The sequence below is a fragment of the Streptomyces sp. ADI96-02 genome (assembly GCF_003846185.1).
In the GTDB taxonomy this organism is placed as follows: Bacteria; Actinomycetota; Actinomycetes; order Streptomycetales; family Streptomycetaceae; genus Streptomyces.
Genome location: NZ_ML123034.1, coordinates 4,648,096 through 4,673,414, shown reverse-complemented (window position 1 = coordinate 4,673,414; position 25,319 = coordinate 4,648,096). Strand labels below are relative to the sequence as shown.

General features: G+C 74.4%; 19 protein-coding genes, 1 tRNA gene and 1 pseudogene. 17 read left to right on the top strand and 4 right to left on the bottom strand.

From position 1 onward, the window contains the following. Positions 1-54: 54 nt before the first annotated feature. The 3 genes and pseudogenes from EES43_RS20765 to EES43_RS20760 all read left to right on the top strand — a co-directional run bounded on the left by EES43_RS20765 (position 55) and on the right by EES43_RS20760 (position 2,303). A tRNA-Arg gene (locus EES43_RS20765) sits at positions 55-126 on the top strand. A 60-nt stretch (positions 127-186) separates the two neighbouring features. Continuing rightward, a pseudogene (locus EES43_RS31475) lies at positions 187-396 on the top strand (hypothetical protein); the annotation flags it as partial. Positions 397-791: 395 nt separating this feature from the next. Then, entirely contained in the window at positions 792-2,303 is a 1,512-nt protein-coding gene (locus EES43_RS20760) for a hypothetical protein (RefSeq protein WP_124272084.1), read from the top strand. Between the two features lie 20 nt (positions 2,304-2,323). On the opposite strand, the gene EES43_RS20755 is transcribed toward EES43_RS20760, so the two are convergent. Further along, positions 2,324-3,976, bottom strand: coding sequence for a serine/threonine-protein kinase (locus EES43_RS20755; RefSeq protein WP_124270098.1), 1,653 nt, complete (start codon positions 3,974-3,976; stop codon positions 2,324-2,326). A 263-nt stretch (positions 3,977-4,239) separates the two neighbouring features. Beyond that, positions 4,240-5,472: a non-homologous end joining protein Ku gene (locus EES43_RS20750; RefSeq protein WP_124270097.1), complete on the bottom strand. Its 1,233-nt coding sequence runs from the start codon at positions 5,470-5,472 to the stop codon at positions 4,240-4,242. 78 nt (positions 5,473-5,550) lie between these two features. Between EES43_RS20750 and ligD the strand changes: the two genes are divergently transcribed. The 9 genes from ligD to EES43_RS20705 all read left to right on the top strand — a co-directional run bounded on the left by ligD (position 5,551) and on the right by EES43_RS20705 (position 16,145). Then, positions 5,551-6,441 carry a non-homologous end-joining DNA ligase gene (gene ligD, locus EES43_RS20745; RefSeq protein WP_124270096.1) on the top strand — a complete coding sequence of 297 codons (891 nt, stop codon included), beginning with the start codon at positions 5,551-5,553 and terminating at the stop codon, positions 6,439-6,441. A 277-nt stretch (positions 6,442-6,718) separates the two neighbouring features. Next, positions 6,719-8,887: a HEAT repeat domain-containing protein gene (locus EES43_RS20740; RefSeq protein ID WP_124270095.1), complete on the top strand. Its 2,169-nt coding sequence runs from the start codon at positions 6,719-6,721 to the stop codon at positions 8,885-8,887. Next, entirely contained in the window at positions 8,884-9,186 is a 303-nt protein-coding gene (locus EES43_RS20735) for a zinc-ribbon domain-containing protein (protein ID WP_124270094.1), read from the top strand. The genes EES43_RS20740 and EES43_RS20735 overlap by 4 nt, the downstream gene beginning before the upstream one ends. Before the next feature lie 130 nt (positions 9,187-9,316). Then, positions 9,317-10,027 (top strand): hypothetical protein, encoded by a 711-nt coding sequence (locus EES43_RS20730; protein WP_124270093.1) that lies wholly within the window; start codon positions 9,317-9,319, stop codon positions 10,025-10,027. Then, entirely contained in the window at positions 10,024-11,394 is a 1,371-nt protein-coding gene (locus EES43_RS20725) for a sensor histidine kinase (RefSeq protein ID WP_124270092.1), read from the top strand. The genes EES43_RS20730 and EES43_RS20725 overlap by 4 nt, the downstream gene beginning before the upstream one ends. A gap of 116 nt (positions 11,395-11,510) precedes the next feature. Then, on the top strand, positions 11,511-12,008 hold the full coding sequence (locus EES43_RS20720; protein WP_124270091.1) for an SH3 domain-containing protein: 498 nt from the start codon (positions 11,511-11,513) through the stop codon (positions 12,006-12,008). A 134-nt stretch (positions 12,009-12,142) separates the two neighbouring features. Continuing rightward, a complete protein-coding gene (locus tag EES43_RS20715) occupies positions 12,143-13,522 on the top strand; it encodes an FtsW/RodA/SpoVE family cell cycle protein (protein ID WP_124270090.1) in 1,380 nt (459 codons plus the stop codon). Continuing rightward, positions 13,519-14,976: a penicillin-binding transpeptidase domain-containing protein gene (locus EES43_RS20710; RefSeq protein ID WP_124270089.1), complete on the top strand. Its 1,458-nt coding sequence runs from the start codon at positions 13,519-13,521 to the stop codon at positions 14,974-14,976. Before EES43_RS20715 ends, EES43_RS20710 begins: the two co-directional genes overlap by 4 nt. A gap of 41 nt (positions 14,977-15,017) precedes the next feature. Further along, a complete protein-coding gene (locus EES43_RS20705; RefSeq protein WP_124270088.1) occupies positions 15,018-16,145 on the top strand; it encodes an amidase family protein in 1,128 nt (375 codons plus the stop codon). A gap of 24 nt (positions 16,146-16,169) precedes the next feature. On the opposite strand, the gene EES43_RS20700 is transcribed toward EES43_RS20705, so the two are convergent. Then, on the bottom strand, positions 16,170-17,276 hold the full coding sequence (locus EES43_RS20700; RefSeq protein WP_124270087.1) for a ferritin-like domain-containing protein: 1,107 nt from the start codon (positions 17,274-17,276) through the stop codon (positions 16,170-16,172). A 307-nt stretch (positions 17,277-17,583) separates the two neighbouring features. Here EES43_RS20700 and EES43_RS20695 point away from each other — a divergent pair, with 307 nt between their 5' ends. The 5 genes from EES43_RS20695 (at position 17,584) to EES43_RS20675 (ending at position 24,000) form a co-directional block, all read left to right on the top strand. Beyond that, a complete protein-coding gene (locus tag EES43_RS20695; protein ID WP_124272083.1) occupies positions 17,584-18,519 on the top strand; it encodes an AurF N-oxygenase family protein in 936 nt (311 codons plus the stop codon). A 51-nt stretch (positions 18,520-18,570) separates the two neighbouring features. Then, entirely contained in the window at positions 18,571-19,347 is a 777-nt protein-coding gene (locus tag EES43_RS20690; protein WP_124270086.1) for a TetR/AcrR family transcriptional regulator, read from the top strand. Positions 19,348-19,351: 4 nt separating this feature from the next. Then, positions 19,352-19,627: a hypothetical protein gene (locus tag EES43_RS20685; RefSeq protein WP_124270085.1), complete on the top strand. Its 276-nt coding sequence runs from the start codon at positions 19,352-19,354 to the stop codon at positions 19,625-19,627. 87 nt (positions 19,628-19,714) lie between these two features. After that, positions 19,715-22,453 (top strand): outer membrane protein assembly factor BamB family protein, encoded by a 2,739-nt coding sequence (locus EES43_RS20680; protein ID WP_124270084.1) that lies wholly within the window; start codon positions 19,715-19,717, stop codon positions 22,451-22,453. Between the two features lie 209 nt (positions 22,454-22,662). Then, positions 22,663-24,000 carry a C40 family peptidase gene (locus EES43_RS20675; RefSeq protein WP_124270083.1) on the top strand — a complete coding sequence of 446 codons (1,338 nt, stop codon included), beginning with the start codon at positions 22,663-22,665 and terminating at the stop codon, positions 23,998-24,000. A 70-nt stretch (positions 24,001-24,070) separates the two neighbouring features. Here the strand turns inward: EES43_RS20675 and EES43_RS20670 are convergent, their stop codons facing one another. Then, complete coding sequence (locus tag EES43_RS20670) at positions 24,071-25,306, bottom strand: styrene monooxygenase/indole monooxygenase family protein (protein WP_124270082.1); 1,236 nt, start codon at positions 25,304-25,306, stop codon at positions 24,071-24,073. Between the last annotated feature and the right edge of the window lie 13 nt (positions 25,307-25,319).

Here is a 25,319-nt window from a genome sequence, read left to right as displayed (position 1 = left end):
ACACCCTGCGGGAGCTGGTAGTGTTTCACCCGTCGCAGAGCAACACCGCGACACGCCCCCGTAGCTCAGGGGATAGAGCATCGGCCTCCGGAGCCGGGTGCGCAGGTTCGAATCCTGCCGGGGGCACTTCGCAAGAAGTGCCATTGAGGCGCTGACCAGCAGAAATGCCGGTCAGCGCCTTTTTTCATGCGAGAAGACGCACTGCCTGTCCGGCTGTTGCGTTTTCCCACGGACCTCCCCGACCCGAGCACCTGGTTTTCACGTGCCCGCTCAGGCGCCCCGGTGAGCGTGATCACCTCTGCCGCCACCCTCGTCGACGTGGTCCACCCCCGCATCGACCGCACGGCACTGGAATGGACGCTCTCCCGACTCGTCATGGAGCCGATCACCGAACCGCACGCCCCGAACCTTCTATGGCGCCGTATCTTCTGGCTTCCCTGAACAGCTCGGCCTCTTCGGAAACGGCCGGAACCTGCGGAGGACGGTGTCGCGATCGCGCGTGAATCGTGACGGAATCGGGCAGAGTCACAGGGACCTTGAGGCTCGACGGTGGGGGGACCGTTATGGAGTCCGGTGATCGGTTCGAGGGCTCGTCGGACAGCGCGGCGGACGGTGGAGCCGCACCCGGAAGTGGCGGGCCGCCCGGGGGCGGGGTGCCCGGGGGCGGGGTGCCCGGGGGCGGGGTGCCCGGGAGCGGGAGGGCTGTTCCGCCGCCTCCGGGAGTCGGTGCGGCCGTTCCGCCGCCTCCCTCGCGGCCACCCGTCGTCGGGCCGCCGCCGACCGGTGCCGCCGTGCGGGCCGTCGGCGTCGCGCTGCTCAACCTCACCGGGCTCGGCCTCGGTTACGCGCTGCTCGGGCGGTGGGCGCGGGCCGCCGTCTGCTGGGCGGCGACGGCGGCGCTGCTGTGGGTCGCGCTGCCCGCCGATCCCGACGGGGTGCCCGGCGGTCTGCTCGCCGGGTATCTGATCGTGCTCGGCCTCGCCGCCGCCGACGGGGCCCGGATCGCCCGCCGTTCGCCGAGGGCCCGGGCGTGGCGGCCGGCCGTGGCGGTCGGGCTGGGGGTGGTGCTGCTGGCCGTTCCGGTCGGCGGGGCCGCGTTCTACGTCTCGGCGCGGGCCGAGGCGCGGGAGCAGATGCTCCTGGACCGGCTGGAGTCCGGTGACGAGCGGGTCGCCGCCGCGTCGCTCCGGCCGTTCGGCTCGGCCCGGGGCGCGTACGCGTCCGCGCTCGGCGTGTACCGCGGGCTGGCCGAGGACCATCCCGGCTCGCGGGCGGCCCGGCTCGTTCCGGACCGGCTGAAGGCGTACTACGACGCGGTGGCCGCTCCGTACCGGAAGAAGCAACTCTGCGAGGCCGTCGCGCCGTTGACCTATCTGCGGACTCTTCCCGGCACCGTCGGCCGCAAGCTGCTGGGCCGCCTCGCCGACTGGCCGGACGAGCCGCTGGCCGAGTCGCTGTACGGCTGTGGCGTCTCGCGGCTCGGCGGCGTGGGCGGGGGCGGCGAGGAGTTGGGCGAACTGCTGCGCACATTCCCCGAGTCGGCTTCCGCGCGGCGGGTCGGGCCGGCGATCAGCGAGCGGATCGCGGACCAGGTCGCGGCGGTGAAGGGCGACGAGCCGTGCGCCGCCATGGACGTGCTGCGCGGTCTCGGCGCCACGGCCTCGGCGCTCCCCGCCGCCGACGTCTCAGCACTGCGCGCCGACGCGGACCGGGGGGTGCGGGACGGCGTGTACGCCTGCGGGGTCGACCAGTTCGAGGAGAAGAAGTTCACCGAGGCGCGGGAGACCCTGACCCGGTTCGCCCGCGCCTACCGGGGCGACGGGCGGGCGCGGCATGCCCGCGACATAGCCATCGCGGCCGAGATAGCCGACGACCGGCCGTCGGCGGGCAGGCGGCTTCCGCCCTCGGGCCGGCCCGGCGGACCCCGGATGGACCTGGTCATCAGCAACGACGCGCCGAACACGGTCGAGGTGCTGTACACCGGGCCGGTCACCGGCTCCGTCACGCTGAAGGCGTGCGGCGGCTGCGAGCGCTACAGCGCTGCGAGCGGTTCGCGGCTCGCCTGCAAGGCCGGCCGGGACTACCCGAAGGCGCGGCTCCGGCTCCCGGCCGGTTCGTACCACTTCCTCTACAAGCACGGCACCGGCGCGACGGCCCGCGTGGACAGCTACTCCGCGGGGTCGAAGGTCCAGCCGGGCTACTCGTACACCAGTTGCACCTATGTCATCGAGCGCGACCGGTTCGGGCTGGACCTGCCCACGCTGCCGGACGTGTACGAACCGGCGTCGGGCACGCGGGGCTGACGGGGCCCGGCGGCGGGCGGTCAGCCCTTCTCGCGCGGGTTCTTCTCGATGACGCGCCCGTCCAGGTCAGCCGTGAGGAAGGCTCCGCCGTACCGGTCGGAGACGTAGACCCGCAGCACCGGGCGGTCGCCGTGGAAGGGCGAGGAGGGGTCGAGGATGACGTAACGGCTCTCCAGTTGCGGGATGTCGAGCGTCGTGGCCGCCGTCCGCAGCAGGGCGGGCAGGGCGTCCCAGTCGACGTCCTCCAGGTCGACCGGCTTCTCGCCGGAGATGAGCGTGCCGCCCATGTCGTCGTTCTTGGCCATGCCGTCGCGGTAGCTGAAGCGGTCGTACAGGCGGGAGTTGGACTTCAACGGGGCCTGGGCGGAGGCGTGCTCGTCGTAGAGCGTGAAGTCGGTGACCTCGGTGCCGCCCATCAGCGGCTTCAGCGCCTGGACGGCCGCCCGCGCTCCCGCGGGGGTCAACAGGCTCTCGGCAGGGGCGGTTTCCTTCTCGCCCACCGCGTCGCCCGCAGCCCCTCCGGCCGCCGGAGCGGGCGGGGCGGGGGCCGGGCCGAAGCCGTCGGCCGTCGGGTTCGCCGAGGTGCGGCGGTCGTCGTCGGCGCCGCCGCCGAGGGAGAGCGGGCCGACCGCCCACAGGGCGACGCCTGCCAGGACCGCCGCCGCGCCGGCGGACGAGGCGATGGCGAGCCGCCGCGTCGTGCGCCGGGCTGGGCTGCTCCGCCGCTCGCCCTCGCCCTGGTTCTCATTCTCGTTCTCGGCGAGCGTCGGCGGGGTCGGGCTCGCGTACGAGTCCTGCGGGGGACCGGTGGGCGTCGGGGCCGCCCCGTGGACGCCGTTCGCCGCGTCGGCCAGCATCCGCTCCAGTGTCTCCGCGTCGGGACGGGCCGCGAGGTCCCGGGTGAGCAGCGCGGTCAGGACCGGTGCGAGCGCCCCGGCCCGGACCGGCGGCGGGATCTCCTCGTCCAGCACCGCCGCCAGGGTGGCCAGCGTGGTGGCCCGGCGCAGCGGGTGGACGCCCTCGACGGCTACGTACAGCATCATGCCGAGCGACCAGAGGTCGGACGACGGGTCGCCCTCGACGCCGCGGATGCGTTCGGGGGCTATGTAGTCGGGTGAGCCGATGAGCGCGCCGGTCATGGTGAGGCTGGTGGACTCGCGGATCGCGGCGATCCCGAAGTCGGTGAGGACGGGCCGACCGTCGGTGCGCAGCAGCACGTTGGCGGGCTTCACGTCGCGGTGCTGGATACCGCAGGCGTGGGCCGCGCGGAGGGCGCAGAGGATGCCGCGGCCCAGTCCGGCGGCCTCGGCCGGCGCCATGGGGCCTTCGGCCAGCCGGTCGTGGAGGGAGGAGCCGGGCACCAGCTCCATCACGATCCAGGGGTAGGCGTCCTCGCCGGGATCGACGATGTGGTGGACGGTGACCACGTTGGGGTGGTCGAGGCGGGCGAGGGCGCGCGCCTCGCGCAGCACCCGGGCGCGCAGGGTGCGGGCGCCCTCGGGGTCGTAGTCCGCGAGCGCGGGGTCCGGGGGCCGCACCTCCTTGAGGGCGACGTCGCGGTGCAGGGCCAGGTCGCGGGCCCGCCAGACCATGCCCATGCCGCCGCTGCCCAGCCGCTCCACGAGCGTGAAGCGGCCGTCGATGACCCGTTCGGACGGGGTCTGAGCGCTCATGCGCCGTAGCGTACGGGGGGCGTACGACAGCCGACAGGCGGGGCGGCGTCGGCCGGGCCCCGCGCCGATCCGCACCGGGCCTCCGCCGGCCTCGTTCCGCGCGCCGCCGCGCCGCGTCCGTGCGCCGTACGCCAACGCGCGGCGGTGGGGCGGGCGTTCGCCAACGCGCTGCGGAGGAGCGGGCGTTCGCCAACGCGCCCGGCGGGGCGGGCGTTCGGGGTGTGGGCGTCGGGCCGGGGCGCGCGTGCCGGGCGCTTACGGCCTCAGGCGGAGCTGCGTCTGTGGGCGGTGGCCGTCTTCCTGCCGTCACCGCGCCCGGCCGACGACGACGTCCGCTTCCTGCCCGAGGACGACGACGAGGAGGAGGGTGCCGAGGACGACGCGGAGGCGGTCTTCCCTGTCGCGGACTTGCTCGCCGAGGACTTCTTCGCCGTGGACTTCTTCGCCGTCGCGTTCTTCGCTGTCGCCTTCTTGGCCGTGGACTTCTTGGCCGTGGACTTCTTCGCCGTGCTCGTCCTGGCCGGAGACTTCGCGGACGCGGTCTTCTTGGCCGTGCTCCTTCTCCCCGGCGCCTTCCCCGGCGCCTTCGCCGACGACCTCCCGGGCGCGGTCTCCTTCCTGATGGGGTGCACGTCAGCCATGCCGCCGTCGCCGTCCCCACCGTCGGCCCCGTCCTTCGCGCTCTTGGCGCTCTTCGCGCTCTTCCCCCGCCCGCCGCCCCGGGACTTCTCCGCCGCCCGGACGCTGTTCTCCAGGGCCGCGAGCAGGTCGATGACCTGGCCGCCCTCGGAGTCGTCGGACGCGGCACGGTCCGGTTCCTCTCCCGCGGCCTTCGCGGCGACGAGCTCCTCCACCGCAGCGCGGTAGTCGTCGTGCAGGCCGTCGACATCGACGTCGCCCAGCGTGTTCATCAAGGCGTCCGCCAGGTCGAGTTCGGCGTCGCGGACCGTGACCCCGGCGTCCGGGGCGACGCCTTCGGGGGCCCGGATCTCGTCCGGCCACAGGAGCGCGTGCATGGCGATCACCTGGTCGACGACCCGGAGCATCCCGAGCCGTTCGCGCCCGCGCAGCGCGTACTTCGCGACGGCGACCCTGTCGCTCCGCCTCAGCGCCTCGCGCAGCAGCGTGTACGGCTTGGCCGCCGGAACGCCGTTGGCGGACAGGTAGTACGCCGCGTCCATCTGGAGCGGATCGATCGCGCCGGCGGGCACGAAGGCGACGATCTCGATCGTCTTGGCGGTGGGGAGCGGGAGCTGGGCCAGGTCCTCGTCGGTGATCGGGATCATCGTCCCGTCCGCGTCCTCGTACGCCTTGCCGACCTCGGCCCCGCCCACCTCCTCCTCGTCCAGTTCACAGACCTTGCGGTAGCGGATACGGCCGCCGTCGGCGAGGTGGATCTGCCGGAAGCTCACCGCGTGGTTCTCCGTGGCGTTGATCAGCTTGACCGGAATGCTCACCAGCCCGAAGGAGATCGCGCCGTTCCATATGGACCTCACCGTTCACCCCTTTTGGACGCTCAGGAAACTTTGGGACGCTCAAGGCGCTTAGGGAGAATTTCGTGTGATTCTTATCGTATGACGCCCATCACGGAGGTGGAGGGGCGACGCCTGTCGCTCAGCAACCTCGACAAGGTGCTGTATCCGGCCACCGGGACCACCAAGGGCGAGGTGCTGCACTACTACGCGGCCGTCGCGGCCGGAGCGATCCTGGACCACCTCCGGCACCGCCCGGTGTCGTTCCTGCGCTACCCGGACGGGCCCGGAGGACTGCGCTTCTTCACGAAGAATCCGCCACCGGGTACGCCCGCCTGGGTGGAGACCGCGGTGATGCCCCGGCACGAGGAGGAGGAGACCCGGCAGGTGGTCGTCCAGGACCTGGCGTCGCTGGTGTGGGCGGCCAACCTGGTGGTGGAATTCCACACGCCGCAGTGGCGCACGGACACCCCGGAGGTCGCCGACCGGATGGTGTTCGACCTGGACCCCGGTGCTCCCGCCACCGCCGTGGAGTGCTGCGCGGTGGCGCTCTGGCTGCGGGAGCGGCTGGCGGCGGACGGGCTGACCGCCTGCGCGAAGACCTCCGGGGCCAAGGGACTGCATCTGCTCGTCCCGCTGGAGCCGACGCCGTCCGCCCGGGTCTCCGCGTACGCGAAGCGGCTCGCGGCGGAGGCGCGGGGCGCGCTGCCGGAGCTGGCCCTGGACCGGATGAAACGGGCCCTGCGCCCTGGGAAGGTCTTCGTGGACTTCAGCCAGAACGCCGCCGCGAAGACCACCGCCACCCCGTACACCCTGCGGGCCGCCGCCGAGCCGACCGTGTCCGCGCCCGTCACGTGGGACGAGGTGGCGGCCTGCCGGAGCCCGGCGGACCTGGTGTTCCGTGCGGACGGCATGGCGGCCCGGCTGGACCGGTACGGCGATCTGCTCGGCCCGCTGCTCGACCGCCGCAGGGCCCGTCCGCTGCCGGCCTGAGGCGGAGTCCGCCGTCGTCCCGCGTACGGGTCCCGGGCGGACGTTTGGCCGGAACACACAGGCTGCTCACAGCTCCCGACCGCCCATCTCGCCATGAGCAGGTCATGAGGTGGTCACGGCGCGAGGAAAGGCCACAAGTGGCGGGTGGATTGTCGGAGCGGTGGTGCACACTCTGCGCAGGCGCTTTCTACGGGGTGCGCCCGCAGGGGTGTGGCGGACCGGCTCGGCGCGAGGGCGGCCGGTCCGGGCGCCGACGTGGTCGTGGGGAGGGGATGGCGTGTTCTCGGGGATCGATGAGGTCGACTGGGCCTCGATGGAGCATGCCTACGGGCCTGCCGACGACGTGCCGGCGCTCCTGCGGGGCCTGGCCTCCGCCGACCCCGCGGAGCGGGAGACCGCACTCGACGGCATGTACGGCGCGGTGCACCACCAGGGCGACGTCTACGCCTGCACGCTCGCGTGCATCCCGTTCCTGTTCGAGCTGGCCGTGCACCCGGGCGTGCAGGACCGGGGCGGCGTCGTCGAGCTGCTGACCAGCATCGGCGGCTTCGACCTGGACGAGGACGACGAGGCCGAGTTCGACGAGGACGAGATCGAGGGCGCCGCGAACTACGCCATGGCGGCGGCGGCCGTCACCGCGGGCGCGGAGGTGTTCTTCGAGCTGATCGCCGATGAGGACCCGGGCGTGCGGCTGGCCGCCCCGCTGGCGCTCGCCACCCTGCACCGGCACCCGGTGCGGGTGCTGGCGCTGCTGCGGGAGCGGCTGCCGGTGGAGCCGGACGAGGAGGTGCGGCTGGCGCTCGTGGAGGCGGCCGGGCGGGTCGCGCTGCGGCACCGCCCGCTGGCGGGCCGGGTGGCGGACTGGCTGAACCGGCTGGCCGCCCAGGCGCACCCGCCGGGCCTGCGGCTCGCCGCCCTGGCCCAATTGGCCCGCTGCTCGCCCGAGGTGCTGCCCGGCGACGTGGTCCCGGTGGTCTCCGGGCTGCTGCGGGAGCTGCGCCGCGCGCCGGGCGGCCCGCCGGAGCACGGCCCGGGGCAGGAACGGGAGCCGGACGCCGACGGCGAGGCGGAGCCGGAGGCCGAGCAGGCCCAGGGCGCCGAGGTCTCCTGCTCCGAGCACGTCGCGGTGGACACGCTCGTCGGGCAGGTGCGGTCGCTGTCCGCCCAGGAGAGCGCGGGGCGCGCCGCGCCCTGGGCCGCCGATCTGCTGCGCACCCTGCACGTCGGGCTCGACGACCGGGTCGGGGACCGTACGGCGCTGCTCATCGACCAGTTGCGCAGCCCCGACTGCGGCCAGCGGGTCGACGCCGTGCGGATGAGCGGCGGGCTGATCCGGGCCTGGCGCGGCCCGTACGAGGAGCTGGTGGCGCTGGTCGGCGATCAGCTCGCCGACCCCGAGCCCCGGCTGGCCGAGGCCGCCTCGCACGTGCTGGAGGAGCTGTTCGGTCTCGCCGCACCGGCCGCGGACGCCCTGGCGGCCCGCCTCGCCGCGGACCCGGGCGGCTGGGTGAAGGCGTGGGCCAGTGGTCCGCCGGGGCTCGGCTCGACCGTGAAGGCGCTGGCCCGGCTGGGAGACGCGCGGGTGGTGCCGGCCCTGGCGGCGGCCCTGGAGTTGCCGGAGGTGCCGCACGACGCGGGGTTCGCCGTCGGGCACCTCGGGGAGGCGGCCCGGCCGCTCGCCGGGGCGCTGCGGCGCAGGCTCGCCGCGGTGGACCTGGACGAGGGGGCGTACGACCGGGCCAATCCGCTGCTCGCCGGGCTGACCGGGCTGCGGGCCGGCGAGGCGGCCCCGGAGGTGCTGCGGGTGCTGCGCGGGGCTCCGGAGTACCGGGGCGAGTGGCTGCGTACGGCGGCGCTGCGGGCGCTGGGGTCGTTCGGGCCGGCCGCGCGGTGCGCGGAGCCGGAGCTGAGGGGCCTGATACGCCGCCCGGGGACGCCGGCGGCGACGGAGGCGGCGGAAGCCCTGTGGGCGGTCTCCGGCGACACGGAGGCGGTGCTTCCGGTACTGCTGGAGGGGCTGGGCTCGGACCAGGTGCACCACCGGCGGGCCGCGGCGACCGCGCTCGGGGCGCTCGGGCCGCGGGCGGCGGCCGTGGCGCCCCGGCTGCGCGGGCTGCTGGCCCACGACGAGCTGTGGCTGCGCGTGGACGCGGCGATCGCCCTGTGGGAGGTGACGGGGCGGGAGCCGGAGAGCACGGAGGTGCTGCTGGCCGCCTGGGAGCAGAGCCGGCACGCGCGCGTCCGGGTGGCACAATGCCTGGCACGGATGGGACCGGTGGGGGCGGGCTCGGCCGCGGCGCGAGCGCTCCGCGTCGAGCTGGCCTCCGTACGCCGTCATAACGCGATGGACGGCGGGTACGGCAGCCACGACACCTACGAGGACGAGAGGCTCCTGGCGCTGTGCCGGGAGGCGCTTCGGGGGACGGCGAAAGGGACCGCGACATGATCATTTTCGGCACCAAGGGCTATCTGCACCAGTTGGCCGTCCTGACGATGGTGTGCGGCTGGTGCGGCAATCCGGCCGCCCACACGCTGCGGAAGAAGGTCACGAAGTTCACGCTGTTCTTCGTGCCGCTCTTCCCGTTCTCGACGAAGTACTCGACGCAGTGCACGTTCTGCGGCGGCGAGCAGAAGATATCCGCGGAGCAGGCGGACCAGTTGCTCGCCCAGCACGCCGGGGGCCGCGACGGCGCTCCGCTCGGGCAGGCTCCGCAGCAGCCGGGGCAGCAGCCCTACCGCCGCTGAGCGCCCCGGGGCCCGTGCGCGCCCGACGCCGCCTCCGTGGCCGCACGGTGACGTAAGGGTACGAAGTGGGCATTGCGCACGGTTGGCGGCTTAGGGTGTAGGCCCCTGTCGTCGAGCAGAAGGGCGAGCCGTGCGTCCGCACCGCGCCCCGACCGCGGCCGGCCCCGCGGCCGTCGTCGCCGCTCTCGCCCTGCTCTGCGGCTGCGGCGCGGCCGGTGGGCTGGAGAGCGCAGGGGACGCGCCGTCGGCCGTCGAGCCGGCCCGCCTGTGGCCCGGTCTGCCGCCCGCCTCGGCCGCCCCGTACGACTACGGCGAGGGCGAGACGGCCCGCATCCCGGTCCGGGCGCCCGGCGGCGACGTGCGCCGGCTGGATCCGGTGGCGGTGGTGCAGGCCGGGCTGACGGCACGGACCGACCGCGACAGCGGCCAGGACGAACTGCCCGCGGCGACCGTCCGGGAGATCCGCGCCTGCCGCACCGCGCCCGGTGACTGCCCGGTGCTCCCGCCGTACTACCGCGACCTGACCGGCGACGGCCGGGAGGAACTGGTCCTCGGCGTCACGCTGCCCGGCCGGCAGCTCTCCGTACGCGCCTACACGCCCCAGCGGGGCGCGCTCACCCGGATCATGTCCACCTCGGACGCCGTGATCAGCGTGGAGCTGGCGGGCCGGGACCTGATCCTGCGCGCGCCCTCGGCGATCGCCGGGTACGAGTACCGAACGGCCTGGTCCTGGGACGCGCGGCAGGGCGCGATGCTGGCCACCCGGGACGAGATCGTGCGGGTGCCCGGCCGGCCCGGGAAGGCGTCGAGTCCTCCTGCTCCGTCGGTGGCGCGGCGATGAGGCGGCGCGGGTTCCGCTTCCGGTTCCGCCTCCCGTCGTGGACCGCGACCCTGACCTGGAAGGCGGCGGTCCTGCTGACCGCGATGTGCTGCACGCTGGCCGCCCTGCTCGGCGTGCTCGTGCACACGGGCGTCACCCGGCAGACGGTCGCGAACGCCCGCGAGAAGGCGCTCGACCGGCTGGAGACGGTCACCGACGCCTACCAGGCCGGGGAGCCGCTGCCGCCGGGCTCCGGCGTCGATCCGGCGGGCCTGCCGGCCTCGCTGCGCGCCCTGGCGGTGGGCGGCGAGCGGGGCACCGTCGTCGCGGACGGACCGCACCGGCCGGGCGACCCGGACGGGCAGGGCGGCCCCGCGATGTGGGCGGCGGGCCCGGCGGACGGGCGGGCGCTGGCCACCTGGACGGACTACAGCCAGAGCGCGCGCACGATCGCCGGACTCGACCGGGCGATCGCCGGATCCTCACTGCTCGCCATCGCCGCCACCCTGGTCGTCGGGCTGTTCGCGGTCGGCCGGGTGACCCGCCGGCTGCACCAGACCGCCCGGGTCGCCCGCCGGATCGGCGCGGGCGACCTCGACGCCCGGGTCGGCGATCCGCGCACCGCGCGCCCGGCCCGCGCCCGGGACGAGGTGGCCACGGTGGCGGGCGCGCTCGACACGATGGCCTCGGCCCTCCAGCGCAAGCTGCAGACGGAGCAGCGGTTCACCGCCGACGTCGCGCACGAGCTGCGCACCCCGCTGACCGGCCTCTCGACCGCCGCCGAACTGCTGCCGCCGGGGCGTCCGACGGAGCTGGTGCGGGACCGGGTGCGGGCGATGCGCGCGCTGACGGAGGACCTGCTGGAGATCTCGCGGCTCGACGCGCGCACCGAGCAGGTCGATCTCGCCGTCCACGATCTGGCCCCGGTGGCCCGCCACGTGGTGCGGGCGCTGGGGACGGAGACCGAGGTGCGCGTCTCGGGCGCGGCGCTCGTCGAGACCGATCTGCGGCGGCTGGAGCGGGTGATCGGCAACCTCGTGACCAACGCCCACCGGCACGGCGGGCCGCCCGTCGTGCTGAGCGTGGAGGGCGCGGTGGTGCGCGTACGCGATCACGGCGCGGGCTTCCCGGCGTACCTGCTGGAGGGCGGCCCGCAGCGCTTTCGCACGGACGGCGCAGGCCGGGGCCACGGATTGGGGCTGACCATCGCGGCGGGCCAGGCGGCGGCGATCGGGGCCCGGCTGGAGTTCCGCAATCCGCCGGACGGCGGGGCGCTCGCCCGGCTGACGCTGCCGGAGTACGTGGATCTGGACGACGGCGACGCGGGCCGGAACACGGGCTCGGAGGACCCCGAGGGCACACATACGGGCGATCATCACACAAAGTGAGACGTTGCGGACCCCGGGTGGCGAACCTAGCGTGAGCCGGGCGAGCTCGGCCCCGCCCGCGAGCCGGGTGAGCCAGCCTCGCGCCCCCACCGCCCTTCCCTTCCCCTGGAGGAAGCATGTCCCCCCTCTCCCGCCCCTCGCGGCTCCGCCGGATCGGTCTCTGCGTCGCCACCGGCGCCCTCGCGGCGTTCACGGCCGTCTCCCCGGCCCTGGCCGCCGACCCGCAGCCCGTCGGGCCGGCCGCTGACCAGCAGGCCGAGGCCGCCGCCCCGGACCCGTCGCCCGAGAACCTCTCCGCCTCCGAGATGCAGCGCGAGCACGAGGCGCGCCTGGAGGCCGAGGCGCAGGGGCAGACCGACGCCCAGGCGGAGCGGCGCGAGTACCGGGGACGGGTCGTCGCCGACCCGTACCTGTACCTGCGCGACAGGCCGACCCGCAGCAGCAGGATCGTCGGCAAGGTCTGGAAGGGCGAGTACGTCTCGATCTTCTGCAAGGTGGACAGCGACGACGTCGTCGACGGCAACCCCCGCTGGTACCTGCTGACCGACGGCACCTGGGCGTGGGGCTCGGCCCGCTACATCGAGAACATCGGCAGGGCGCCGCGCTTCTGCTGACCGCCCCGCCCCGCATGACGCGTCCGCCCGTGGAGTCCGGCCCGCCGCCGGTGGCTCCGCGGGCGGACGCGCTGGGACGGGGACGCGCTATGACATAAGGGAAATAGGGCCTGCCTCTTGCTACGTTGCGGGGCATGACCGGATCGACGGCGGACGCTCCCCCGCCCGAGCTGCGCCTGCCCAAGCGGCGCGGGGTGGAGCTCTCGCTCCTCGTCGGGGCCGTGCTCATCTCCGTCTACGGTTACGCGGCCGTCGGCCTGACCCGCAACGGGGAGGTGCCCCCGGACGTCGCCGGTTACGGCGGGGGGCTCGGCATGCTGGCGCTGCTCGCCCACGTCGCGGTCCGCTTCCGGGCCGCGTACGCCGATCCGCTGCTGCTGCCGATCGCCGTCCTGCTCAACGGCCTGGGCCTGGTGCTGATCTACCGGCTCGACCTGGAGACCCCGAGGGACCAGGCCGCCCCCACCCAGCTGATCTGGTCGACCCTCGGCGTCGCACTGTTCACCGTCGTCGTCGTACTGCTGCGCGACCACCGGGTGCTCCAGCGGTACGCCTACCTCTCGGTGGCCACTGCCCTGGTCCTGTTGATCGTGCCCATCTTCTTCCCGGCGGTGAACGGGGCCAAGATCTGGATCAGGGTCGGCGGGCTCTCCTTCCAGCCGGGCGAGTTCGCCAAGATCCTGCTCGCGGTGTTCTTCGCCGCGTATTTGGCCGCCAACCGCGACGCGCTCGCCCACACCGGCCGCACGGTCGGCAGGCTCCAGTTGCCGGCCGGCCGCGTGCTCGGCCCGATCGTGGCGATCTGGCTGCTGAGCGTGGGCGTCCTGGTCCTGGAGCGCGACCTGGGCACCTCGCTCCTCTTCTTCGGACTGTTCGTCATCATGCTGTACGTGGCGACCGGGCGGACCGGCTGGATCGCGGTCGGGCTGCTGCTGGCCGCCGTCGGGGCGTTCGCCGTCGGCTCCCTCGAACCGCATGTGCACAGCCGGGTGCAGGACTGGCTGGACCCGTTCGCCACGATCGAGGCGGGGCAGGGGCCGAGCCAGCTCGCCCAGTCGCTGTTCGCGTTCGCCGCGGGCGGCATGCTGGGCACCGGGCTCGGCGCCGGACACTCCGTCCTGATCGGTTTCGCCGCCAAGTCGGACTTCATCCTGGCGACGGCGGGCGAGGAGTTGGGGCTGACCGGGCTCACCGCCGTCTTCCTGCTCTACGCGCTGCTGGTGGCCCGCGGCTACCGGGCCGGGCTGGCGCTGCGCGACCCGTTCGGGCGGCTGCTGGCCATCGGGCTCGCCTCGATCCTGGCGCTCCAGGTGTTCGTGATCGCGGGCGGGGTGATGGGGCTGATTCCGCTGACCGGCATGGCGATGCCGTTCCTGGCGCAGGGCGGCTCGTCCGTCGTGACCAACTGGATCATCGTGGCGCTGCTGATCCGGGTCAGCGACGTCTCGCGCAGACCCGCCCCCGAGCGGGTGGAGACGGGTGTCGTCGCGGCGGTCGCGGAGGAGGAGCGGTGATCCGGTACATCCGGCGGGCCGCCGCGCTGCTCCTCCTGCTGCTGGTGGCGCTGCTCGTCAACGCCGCCCGCATCCAGGTCTTCCAGGCCGACGAACTGGACGACAATCCGGCCAACCGCCGCAACAGCATCGCCCGTTACGACCAGCCGCGGGGCGAGATCCTGGTCGGCGACCGCCCCGTCACCGGCAACCGGGACAGCGGCGAGCAGCTCACCTTCGAGCGCACCTACCTGCACGGCCCGCTGTACGCGCCGGTCACCGGGTACGCCTCGCAGACGTACGGCACCACGCTCGTCGAGAACGCCGAGGACCCGGTCCTCTCCGGCACCGACCCGCTCCTCGCGCCGCTGCCCTTCTGGAACGAGTTCACGCACGGCCGGCAGCCGGGCGGCGATGTGGCCACCACCGTCGTGGAGTCCATGCAGCGGGCCGCGTACGACGGCCTCGGCGGGCGGCGGGGCGCGGTCGCCGCGCTCGATCCGACGACCGGGAAGATCCTGGCCCTCGTCTCCACCCCGTCCTACGACCCCGAACGGCTGTCGGGAACCGGTTCGGCGGTCGCCGACGCCTGGGCCCGGCTCAACGCGTCCACGAGCCGCCCGATGCTGAACCGGGCGATCCGGCAAACCTATCCGCCGGGCTCCGCCTTCAAGATCGTGACGGCCGCCGCGGCGCTGGACGCGCGGGTGGTGACCGACGCCGACGCCGCCACGGACACCCCCTCGCCCTACGTCCTGCCCGGGACGACCACCACGCTGCCCGACGAGGCGAGCGGCTGCGGCAAGGCGTCGCTGGCCGAGGCGATCCGGGTCTCCTGCAACACGGTGATGGCCCATCTGGGCGTGGAGACCGGGCTGCGGAGGATGGTGGAGACGGCGGAGCGGTTCGGGTTCAACGACACCGGGCTGCGCATCCCGTCGGGGGTGGCGAAGAGCAACTTCGACACGGAGATGAGCGACGACCAGCTGGCGCTCTCCTCGATCGGCCAGTTCGACACGACCGCGACCCCGCTCCAGATGGCGATGGTCGCCGCGGCGGTGGCCAACGGCGGCGACCTGCGCCGCCCGTACCTCGTCGACCGGGTGGCCACGCACGACGGCGACACGGTCAGCCGGCGGCAACCGGAGTCCTACGACCGGCCCATGAGCCCGTCGACGGCCGTGCAGCTCCAGCGGATGATGGTCGACGCCGTCGAGGACGGCACCGGCGCGAACGCGGCGATCGACGGTGCGAGGGTCGGCGGCAAGACGGGGACCGCGCAGCACGGCCTCGACAACTCCGGTACGCCCTACGCCTGGTTCATCGCCTGGGCGCAGGCGCGGGACTCCGGCCGCCCGGCGGTGGCGGTCGCGGTCGTCGTGGAGGACGCCTCGGCGGACCGTACGGACATCAGCGGCGGCGGCAGCGCCGCCCCGATCGCACGGTCGGTGATGGAGGCGGCGCTCGACCGCTGAGAACGGGCCCGCCGCACCGGGGGACTTGGGAGACTGGGCCCATGGAGAGGACCGGTGGGACGGGGGACGGGAGCGGCGCGCCGTCCGCGGTGGCGCGGGCCCTGGAGCGGATCGACCGGCTGGACCCGTCGCTCGGTGCGTTCGTCGAGGTCTGGCACGCGCAGGCGTCGGCCCGCGAACCCGGGGCGCGCGGGCTGCCGCTGGCCGGGTTGCCGTTCGCGGTGAAGGGGCCGGCCGGGATCCGCTCGTTCGCGGCCCGCCGGCTGATCGCCGCGGGCGGCGTCCCGGTCGGCTCGACCGCCGTACCCGGCCCGGGGACGGTCTGGCAGACGTGGGGGCAGGGCGCGCACCGCCGCACCGTCAACCCGTGGCGTGCGGACCGGACGCCGGGCGGCTCGTCCGCGGGTTCGGCGGTGGCGGTCGCGGCGGACCTGGTCGAGCTGGCGACGGGCAGCGACGGGGCCGGATCGGTGCGGATTCCGGCCGCCTGGTGCGGGGTGTTCGGGCTGAAGACGACGAACGGGCTGCTCCCTTCGCCGGACCGGTCCGGGCTGGCCTCGGCCGGAGTGCTGGCCCGGTCGGCGGCGGGCGCGGAACGGTATCTGCGGCACGTGCTGGACGGTTTCGCGCCGGCCGCCCCGCCCGCGCTGCCGCTGCCCGCCGTGTACAGCCCGGAGCTCGGCTTCGCGGACGTGGATCCGCAGGTGGCGCGGGTGGTTCGGGCGGCGGTGGACCGGCTGGTGGCGGCGGGAGCCGTGCGGCTGGTGAGGGACGCGTGTGTGCTCCTGGATCCGGCGCGGGCGTGGCTCGCCGTACGGGGCGGGGCGGCGCACGACCCGCGGGTGCGGGCGGTCCGGCGGGCGAACGACGGCCGGCTCGACGCACTGCTGGCCCGTACGCCCCTGCTGCTGACCCCGACCACGCCCAACCGGCCGCACGGCCACGAGGGCCCGGGTACCGGCTACTCGACGGCGCTGACCTGGGCGTTCAACCTGAGCGGACATCCGGCGGCGAGCGTGCCGGCCGGGTTCACCCCGGACGGCTGCCCGGTCGGCCTCCAACTGGTGGCGGCCCGCGGCGCGGACGTCCCGCTGCTCGCCATGGCCCGCGCGGTGGAGGCGGCGCTGCCCGCCGTACGCCTGCCGACCGGAGGCGGTCCGCTCCGGTGACGGGCCGCGCGGGCGGGCAGACCGTCAGGCCGCGTCCCCCTGCCGGATCGCCTCGGCCACCTCGGCGACCCGCGCCCGCTCCTCCACGGCGAAGCGGTCGCGGTCCAACTGCTCGGCCACCTCCTCGTCCTGGGACATGAGCAGGTCGAGGTCGGTGTCGCCCAGCTCCAGGACGCCCATGTCGACGTACGCCTTCTGGAGCCGCGGCCCCCACAGGCCGATGTCCTTGACGCACGGGACGATCCGGCTGAACAGGAGCCTGCGGAAGAGCTGGAGGAACTCCGAGTGCTCGGAGAGCTCCTTGGCCTCCCGTGTGCCGATGCCGAAGTTCTCCAGGACCTCGACCCCGCTGAGCCGGTCGCGCATCAGGTGGCAGCCCTCGATGACGAAGTCCTCGCGCTCGCGCAGTTCGGCGCCGCTGAGCTGCTTGTAGTAGTCGCGCAGCGCCATCCGCCCGAAGGCCACGTGCCGGGCCTCGTCCTGCATGACGTACGCCAGGATCTGCTTGGGCAGCGGCTTGGTGGTGGTGTCCCGGATCATCCCGAAGGCGGCCAGCGCCAGTCCCTCTATCAGGACCTGCATCCCCAGGTAGGGCATGTCCCAGCGGGAGTCGCGCAGGGTGTCGCCGAGAAGTCCCTGGAGGTTGTCGTTGACCGGGTAGAGCATGCCGATCTTCTCGTGCAGGAAGCGTCCGTATATCTCGGCGTGCCGGGCCTCGTCCATGGTCTGGGTGGCCGAGTAGAACTTGGCGTCCAGGTCGGGCACGGACTCCACGATCCGGGCGGCGCAGACCATCGCGCCCTGTTCGCCGTGGAGGAACTGGCTGAACTGCCAGGAGGTGTAGTGCTTGCGCAGCTCGCCCCGGTCCCGCTCGGTCATCTTGTCCCAGTGCGGTGTCCCGTAGAGGGTGAGGGCTTCGTCGGGGGTGCCGAGCGGGTCGGTGGGGTCGACCTCCTGCGACCAGTCGATGCGCTTGTTGCCGTCCCACTGCTTGTCCTTGCCCTTCTGGTAGAGGGCGAGGAGGCGTTCGCGGCCGTCGTCGTACTCCCAGCTGAACCGGGCCGCTCCGGTGGCGGGCACCTGCCAGAGCGGTTCCTGGGGCGCGGTGGTGTAGAGGTCATGTGTCGACACGGACGTCTCCTTCGCCTCGGCCGGGATCGACAAGTTCCTTGCCACCGGCACTGGTTGGGCGTGTGCGCTGCCTGCCTGTCTGCCTCCCCGGCAGGTTCACACGTTGGTAGACGGCGGGTCAACAAGTCGTGCGCAAGGGATTGACGGCCTTGCTGACGAGCAGTCTCATAAGAGGCGACCACCGGTAACCCCGCGTTCCCGGTATCCCGTCCCTGACATCCCGTTCTCGGAATCCCGTTCCCGGAATCCCCGTTCCCGGCGACTCCGTTCCCGGCGACCCAGCGTGAGGTGCCCCGCCATGACGACCGTGACGACCGTGACCGATCGCGACGCGACCCTGCTCCGCGACGCACTCGGGCCGCTCCGCGACCGCGAGCAGACCGCCGCCCGGCTGCTCGAATCGTCGGCCAAGCACTCCTTCGACCCCGACACCGAACTCGACTGGGACGCGGCGGTCGAGGAGGGCAGGTGGTTCTGGCCGCCGGAGCTGGTCTCGCTCTACGACACCCCGATGTGGCACCGCATGTCCGAGGAGCAGCGGCTCGACCTGTCGCGGCACGAGGGGGCCGCACTCGCCTCCCTCGGCATCTGGTTCGAGATCATCCTGATGCAGTTGCTGGTCCGGCACGTCTACGACAAACCGGTGACCAGCAACCACGTGCGCTACGCCCTCACCGAGATAGCCGACGAGTGCCGGCACTCGATGATGTTCGGCCGCATGATCGAGTGGGGCGGCGCACCCACCTACCCGGTGCCGCGCGTCTACCACAACCTGGCCCGGGTGCTGAAGTCCGTTTCCACCACGCCCGGTTCGTTCGCCGCGACGCTGCTCGGCGAGGAGATCCTCGACTGGATGCAGCGGCTGACCTTCCCGGACGAGCGGGTCCAGACCCTGGTGCGGGGCGTGACCCGGATCCACGTCGTCGAGGAGGCGCGGCACGTCCGGTACGCCCGCGAGGAGCTGCGCCGCCAGATGGTGACGGCCCCCCGCTGGGAGCGCGAGCTGACCCGCGTCAGCTGCGGCGAGTCGGCCCGGGTCTTCGCCACCTGCTTCGTCAACCCGCTGGTGTACGAGAACGTGGGCCTCGACCGCCGCGAGGCCGTCGCACAGGTGCGGGCGAGCGGCCACCGCACCGAGGTCATGCAGTCCGGGGCGAAACGGCTGACCGACTTCTTCGACGACATCGGCATGCTGAACGGGGTGGGCCGCAGGCTGTGGCGGAGCTCCGGACTGCTGGCCTGAGGCGGCGCTCGTGCGACGCCCCCTGACGGGACGCCCCCTAAGCTCGGTGCCATGACCTCCACCGCCGCAGCCCCGCCGCCGCACCGCGCGTACCGCAGGCTCAGTGTCGAGGAGCGCCGCGCCCAACTCCTCGTCGCGGCGCTCGGCCTCTTCGCCCACCGGGCCCCCGACGAGGTCTCGCTCGACGAGGTGGCGGTGGCGGCCGGGGTGTCCCGGCCGCTCGTCTACCGCTACTTCCCGGGCGGACGGCAGCAGTTGTACGAGGCGGCGCTCGGTTCGGCGGCCGACGAGCTGAAGCTGTGCTTCACCGAACCGCCGCAGGGCCCGCCGACCGAGCGGGTCGGCCGGGTCCTGGACCGCTACCTCCGCTTCGTCGACGAGCACGACACCGGGTTCAGCGCCCTGCTGCGCGGCGGCAGCGTCGTGGAGACGTCCCGTACGACGACGATCGTGGACGGCGTCCGGCGGGCGGCGGCCGAGGAGATCCTGCGCCACCTCGGCCGGATCGGCCCGCCCGGCGAGCGGCCCGCCGGCCCCCGGCTGCGGATGATGGTGCGCAGTTGGATCGCGGCGGTCGAGGCGGCCTCGCTGATCTGGCTGGACGAGCGGAAGCAGCCCCCGGCCGACGAACTGCGCGGCTGGCTGGTCGACCACCTCGTCGCGCTCCTCGCCGCCACCGCCGCGACCGACCCGGAGACGGCGTCGGTGATGGCGGACCTGCTCGCCCTGGAGTCCGCCGACGGACCGGCGGGACGGCTGGCGGAGCGGGTGATCCCGGTCGTCGCGGAGGCGGCGCACCTGCTCCCTGGACCCGCTGCGGCAGACTGACCGGGTGAAGAGCGAGAACACCCCCTTCCGGGGCGGCCCCCTGGACGGCCGCGTGCTGCCCGTACTGCTCGGGCTCACCGGCCATCCGCCGAAGTGGTACGAGGTCCCCGTCCCCTCCCCCGACGGCGCGCCCGCCACCGTGCACACCTACGAGCGGGTCCCGGCCGGCTATACGAAGCGGCTCGGCCTGCAACGGGGCTGGGTGTACGCCTACGTGCCCGGCGGCAGGCCCCGCCGCACCCTCAAGTGGCCCTGGAGCAAGCCCGCGAGCGGCGGCTGAGCGGAGCGGAGGACCGGGGCCCGGCCGGCGTGGCACCCCCTAAGATCGACGCTCAGGTGCCGAGGACGGTCACAAGGGGGGTGCGCCATGGAGGCGCTGCGTCAGGACGATCCACGCCGCTTCGGCCGCTTCACCGCGCTGGCCCGCCTCCACGAGAGCGCGAGCGCCGTACGGTACGCGGCGCGGGACTCCCGCACCGGCGAACCCGCCGTGGTCACCGCGGCGCGCCCCGCGCTCGCCGCCGTACCGGCCTTCCGGCGTCGCTTCCTGGCGGAGGCCCGCATCGCCGAGCGGCTGGCGGGCGGCTGGGTGGCGTCGCCCCTGGACACCGGCGACGGCCCGGAGGCGGGCGCGGCCGAGGACGGTCCGGGCCCGTTGTGGACCGCGACCGCCTACGTGCCCGCGCTGCCGCTGGCCGAGGCCGTCCGGATCGCCGGTCCGCTGCCCGAGCGCCCGCTGCGGATACTGGGCGCGGGCGTCGCCGAGATCCTGGCCCGGGTGCACGCCGCCGGATCCGTGCTCCAGGGCCTCGCCCCGGACACGGTGCTGCTCGCCGCGGACGGCCCCCGGCTCACCGCGTTCGGGCCGCTGGGGGCGGCAGCGGCGGCGGAGGCGAAGCCGGGCGGACAGCTCTCGGTGCGCCTCGGCTATCTGACGCCGGAGCAGATCGAGGGCAGGGAGGTCGGCACGCCGTCCGATCTCTTCGTGCTGGGGCTGCTGCTGGCGTACGCGGCGACCGGGACGACGCCGTTCACGGGCGGCCCGGCCGAGGAGGCCGCCCGCCGGATCGCCCGGGACGAGCCCGGACTGGACGCCGTACCGGACGCGTTGCGGGCGTTGATCGCCGGCTGCCTGGCCAAGGACCCGGCCGCGCGGCCGACCGCCGGCACGGTCGCCGCCGAACTCGCCCTGGAGGGTGCGGCGGGCCTGGCCCGGGGCGGGTGGCTGCCCGACCGGCTGGCCGCCGCGGTGGCGGACCAGGAGGCGCGGGTCCTGGCCCTGGAGACGCCTCGGGAGACGCCTCGGGAGGCGGTGGACGGCGGCGGTTCGCCGGGCGCGAGCGCCCCCGGCGAAGGCGGGGACGCCACCCGCTTCCTCGCCACGGGCCTCCAGCCGCCCCGGACCGACCGCGCGACGACGCAGCTCGCCCTGCCGCACGAGCCCGCCCCGTCCCCGGACGGCGGGCCCGCCGTGCTGGTCCCGGGACAGTTCACCCCGCCGCGCGAGCCCGCCGCCGCCCCCGGCGGGGAGTCCGCCGCACTGGTCCCGGCCCGCTCCGCGCCGCCTGTCCCCCTCGCGGCCCCGGCGGGCAGCGCCGTGGCGGCGAACACCGCCGCGGTGCCGCACCAGGGCCACGGCGGCCCGGCCCCCTATCCGGCGGCAGCCCTGCCGGCCGCGACCGGCCCGAGCGCGGGCGGCGCGGGCGGGCCAGGAGGACCGGGAGGACCGGCAGCCGGGCCGATGGTGTCGCTGCCGCTGCCGCCCGCCCCCGCGCCGGTCCCCGATCCGGCGGCCGGTCGCCGGGCCCTGCTGATCACCGGCGCGGCGGCGGTCGGCGGGCTGATCGTCGGCGGCGGCGCGGTCGCCGCGCTCGGTTCGGGCGACACGGCGGCGGCCACCGCCGAACGCCCCGCCCCGAAGCCGCGCCGCACCTTGCCCGGCCAGGCCCCCGAGCCGCGCTGGATCCACCGGCACCCGGCGTCCGAGGCTCCCCCGCTCACCACCGCGCTGTGGCAGGACAGGCTGCTGATCGTGACGAGCGAGAGCCGGGCGAGCGCGATCGACCTGCGGACCGGCGAGCGGGTGTGGCAGCGCGCCGACGCCGCCGGTGGCCAGGCAGCCCTGGCGGCGGGCGGCGCGCTGTGCTTCGTGGCGAGCCCGACGGAGTTCCTGTGGCTGTCGCCGAAGGACGGGACGGTCACGCGCCGGGTGCGGTACGCGGACGGGTTCGCCGATCTGCCGGGCCTGCGGGTCGGGCGGGTGGCGGGGCAGTCCGGGCCCGTCGTCTGGTTCACCGGCTCGCACACGGTGACCGTGAAGGCCCCGAAGCCCGAGAAGGGCAAGAAGCGCGGCAAGGACCAAGAGGTCGTGCGGGCGTACTTCTTCGCCTACGACATCGTCCGCCGCCGGGAGCTGTGGCGTACGCGGGTGCCCGCGGGCCGGGCTCCCGGCACGCCGGCCTACAGCCTGGTCGCGGAGCGCTCCGGCGACCTCCTCGTACGGCAGGAGGCGGCGACCCTCACGGCGGCGGACGTCCGGGCGGCCAAGGGGAAGGGCTCCATCCGCTCGTTCGACCAGAAGACCGGCAAGCCGCTGTGGACCGAGCGGTACGGCAGGGTCTCCCCCGCCGCCGGGATCACGGGCGACGAGGACGGCCGGCTGTACGGGGCCGTGGGCGCGGATCTCCAGGCGTTCGAGGCGGACACGGCCAAGCCGCTGTGGCGGGTCGAAGGCTCCGAGGGCTCGGTCTTCGGACGCCCGGTGGTGGCCGGCCCCCTGATCCACACGACCGAGAGCGGCCAGCGGGTCGGCGCGGTGGAACGGAAGAGCGGGCGGGTCATCTGGCGGCGCTCCACGGAGGTTCCGGGCCCCGGCAACGCCCCCTCCATCACCCTGAGCGCGGGCGGGAAGACGCTGTTCGCCGCCGACGCCACACAGGTCACCGCCTTCGCCGCAGCCGACGGGCGGCGGCTGTGGAAGTTCCAGGACATCGGGGCGGCCGAGCCGGCCGGGGCCACGGTGAGCGCTCCGTACCGCGTGCTGACGGTCGGCACGACGGTCGTCGTCCAGCGGGACCGCTCCTTCTACGCCTTCCCGGCGGCCTGAGGACCCGGCGGCCCGCAGGGCCGGCCGGAGGGCCCGCCCGGAGGGGACGCCCGGAGAGGGGATCGGTCGCGCGCCGTCCGGGCGACAGCGCGCACGGCGCGCGCTACGGTCCTTGCATCGCGCGAGACCACGTGACCGGATTAATCAGATTCGCATATTTACATTCGGATCTGTTCCCCGGGTTCCCTCCCGGTCACGGAGGTGATGTCGTGTCAGGCAGGCTCCTGCGCGCGGTCTGCACGACCGCGCTGGCCGCGGTTCTCTCGGTCTCCCCGGCGACGGCCGCCCCCGCCCCCGCCGAACCGGGCCCCGTACCGCCCGGCGGCTCCGCGACGGCCGGCGATCCGGTCCTGCCCGCCGACGAAGGCCCCCGAGCCCCGGCAGGAACCGGGGAGACCGGCCCGGCGGCGGCACAGGACACCGGCAGCGACCCGGCGGGAACGGAGGAGATCGACGCCTCGACCGCCCTCGCGGCTCCCGGGGCCCCCGAGGGCCCCCAGGGCGTCGCCACCCTCCTGCGCAGGCTCCAGACGGTCTACCGGGAGGCCGAGGAGGCGAGCGAGACGTACAACGCCACGGCGGAGGAGCTGAAGAAGCAGACGGCCCGCGCGAAGAGGCTCGGCAACGGCCTGACCGAGGCCCGCAGGGCGCTGGACCTCAGCCGCGGCGAGGCCGGCCGACTGGCCCGGGAGCAGTACCGGGGTCGCACCGAGTTCTCCGCGTACCTGCGCCTCCTCCTCGCCCGCGACCCGCTGCGCGCCCTGGACCAGAGCCACGTCGTCGAACGGCTCGCCGCGTCCCGCGCCGCGACGGTGGACCGGCTGGCCGGCGACGCCCGCCGCGCCGACACCCTCTCCGCCGCCTCGCGCAAGGCGCTGGAGCGGCAGCGGAGGCTGGCCGCGCGGCAGAAGAAGCAGCGCGACGCGGTCCGCGCCAAGCTCAGGAACGTCGAAGGGCTGCTGGCCACGCTCTCGGCCGAGCAACTGGCCGAGGTGGCCGGGCTGGAGCGGCGGGGCGTGGACCGGGCGCAGCGGGAGCTGGTGGCGTCCGGAGCGCTCAGTTCGACCCGGCCGCCGTCACGGCGGGGCGCGGACGCCGTGACGTACGCGGTCCGGCAGATCGGCAAGCCGTACGTCTGGGGAGCCGAGGGCCCGGACACGTTCGACTGCTCCGGGCTCACGTCGCAGGCGTGGTCGGCGGCCGGACGGACGATCCCTCGGACCTCGCAGGAGCAGTGGCGGCGACTGCCGAAGGTGGAGATCGCCTCGCTGCGCCCCGGCGACCTGGTGGTCTACTTCCCGAAGGCCACCCACGTGGCGCTGTACATCGGCGACGGCAGGGTGGTGCAGGCGCCCCGGCCCGGCGCGACCGTGAAGGTCTCCCCGCTGGCGGCCAACCCGCTGCTGGGGGCGGTCCGGCCCGATCCGGAGGGCGCACCGCTGACCTCGTACACACCGCCGGAACTGCCCGACGGCGCGACGGACGGCTCGGACACCGGATACAGCCCCGCCACGGCCCCCGGGGAGACACCCGCTCCGGCCCCGTGACGCTCCACGGCACCCGAGGACGTCGCGGGCGGCCGGCCCGGCACAGCCCGGTACGACCGCCCGCCGCGCCTCAGGCTCCGGAGACCGAGGCCAGGTAAGCGTTCGTCTTCTCCGGCTCGTAGAAGAAGTTCTCGAAGTCCGCCGGGTTGTTGAACCCGTTGGCGAAGCGGTCCGCGACCGGCTGGAGCAGGCCGGCGGCGCCGATCAGGTTCAGCACGTGCTCCGGCGGGGCGCCCAGCATGGCGTTGGTCCACTTCGTGACGTGCTGCGCCGTCTCCCAGTAACGGTCGAACGTGGACTGCATCCACGCCGCGTCGAACTCCCTCTCGCCGTGCTCGATGATCGATTCCAGGTACGCGTCGGCGCACTTGGAGGCCGAGTTGGAGCCCTGGCCGGTGATCGGGTCGTTGGCCACGACGACGTCCGCCACGCCGAGGACCAGGCCGCCGCCCGGCAGCCGGCCGATCGGGTTGCGGACGGTGGGCGCGTAACGGCCCGCCAGTGTGCCGTTGGCGTCGGTCAGTTCGACCTTGGTGGCGCGCGCGTACTCCCACGGCGTGAACCGCTCCATCAGCTCCAGCGTCTTGGCCAGGTGCTCGGAGGGGTCCTTGATGCCCTGGAACGCGTCCAGCGGGCCGCCCGGGACGCCCTCCCAGAACAGGATGTCGGCCCGCCCCGAGATGGTCAGGGTCGGCATGACGAAGAGTTCGCCGACGCCGGGCACCAGGTTGCAGCGGACCGCGTCGAACTCCGGGTGCTCGGGCCGCGGGCCCATGCCGTGCACGTAGGCGACGGCCAGCGCCCGCTGCGGGGCGTCGTACGGGGAACGGGACGCGTCCCGGCCGAACATGGAGACCAGTTCGCCCTTGCCGGCCGAGACCAGCACCAGGTCGTAGGTGCGGGAGAAGTAGTCCAGGTCGGAGACGGCCGCGCCGTGGATGACGAGCTGGCCGCCGCGCTGGGCGAACGTCTCCATCCAGCCGGCCATCTTCACGCGCTGGTCGACGGACTGGGCGAACCCGTCCAGCCGGCCCACCCAGTCGACGGCGCGCGAGGAGTCGGGGGCGGCGACGGAGACTCCGAGGCCCTCGATTCTGGGGGCCTGCGACTCCCAGAAGTTCAGCTGGTAGTCCCGCTCGTGCTGGAGCGCGGTGTGGAACATGCACTGCGTGGACATGACCCGGCCGGTGCGGATCTCGTCGGCCGTGCGGTTGGACATCAGGGTGACTTCGTAGCCTCTGGACTGGAGGCCCAGGGCGAGCTGGAGACCGGACTGACCGGCTCCGACTATGAGTATCTTCCGCATCGCGGTTCTCCGT

What these genes read in the sequence shown, in the direction of transcription:
- EES43_RS20755 (WP_124270098.1), bottom strand. Translation starts at nt 3,976, where the DNA reads ATGAGCGCTCAGACCCCGTCCGAACGGGTCATCGACGGCCGCTTCACG.
- ligD (WP_124270096.1), top strand. Translation starts at nt 5,551, where the DNA reads ATGACGCCCATCACGGAGGTGGAGGGGCGACGCCTGTCGCTCAGCAAC.
- EES43_RS20735 (WP_124270094.1), top strand. Translation starts at nt 8,884, where the DNA reads ATGATCATTTTCGGCACCAAGGGCTATCTGCACCAGTTGGCCGTCCTG.
- EES43_RS20725 (WP_124270092.1), top strand. Translation starts at nt 10,024, where the DNA reads ATGAGGCGGCGCGGGTTCCGCTTCCGGTTCCGCCTCCCGTCGTGGACC.
- EES43_RS20720 (WP_124270091.1), top strand. Translation starts at nt 11,511, where the DNA reads ATGTCCCCCCTCTCCCGCCCCTCGCGGCTCCGCCGGATCGGTCTCTGC.
- EES43_RS20715 (WP_124270090.1), top strand. Translation starts at nt 12,143, where the DNA reads ATGACCGGATCGACGGCGGACGCTCCCCCGCCCGAGCTGCGCCTGCCC.
- EES43_RS20705 (WP_124270088.1), top strand. Translation starts at nt 15,018, where the DNA reads ATGGAGAGGACCGGTGGGACGGGGGACGGGAGCGGCGCGCCGTCCGCG.
- EES43_RS20690 (WP_124270086.1), top strand. Translation starts at nt 18,571, where the DNA reads ATGACCTCCACCGCCGCAGCCCCGCCGCCGCACCGCGCGTACCGCAGG.
- EES43_RS20680 (WP_124270084.1), top strand. Translation starts at nt 19,715, where the DNA reads ATGGAGGCGCTGCGTCAGGACGATCCACGCCGCTTCGGCCGCTTCACC.
- EES43_RS20670 (WP_124270082.1), bottom strand. Translation starts at nt 25,306, where the DNA reads ATGCGGAAGATACTCATAGTCGGAGCCGGTCAGTCCGGTCTCCAGCTC.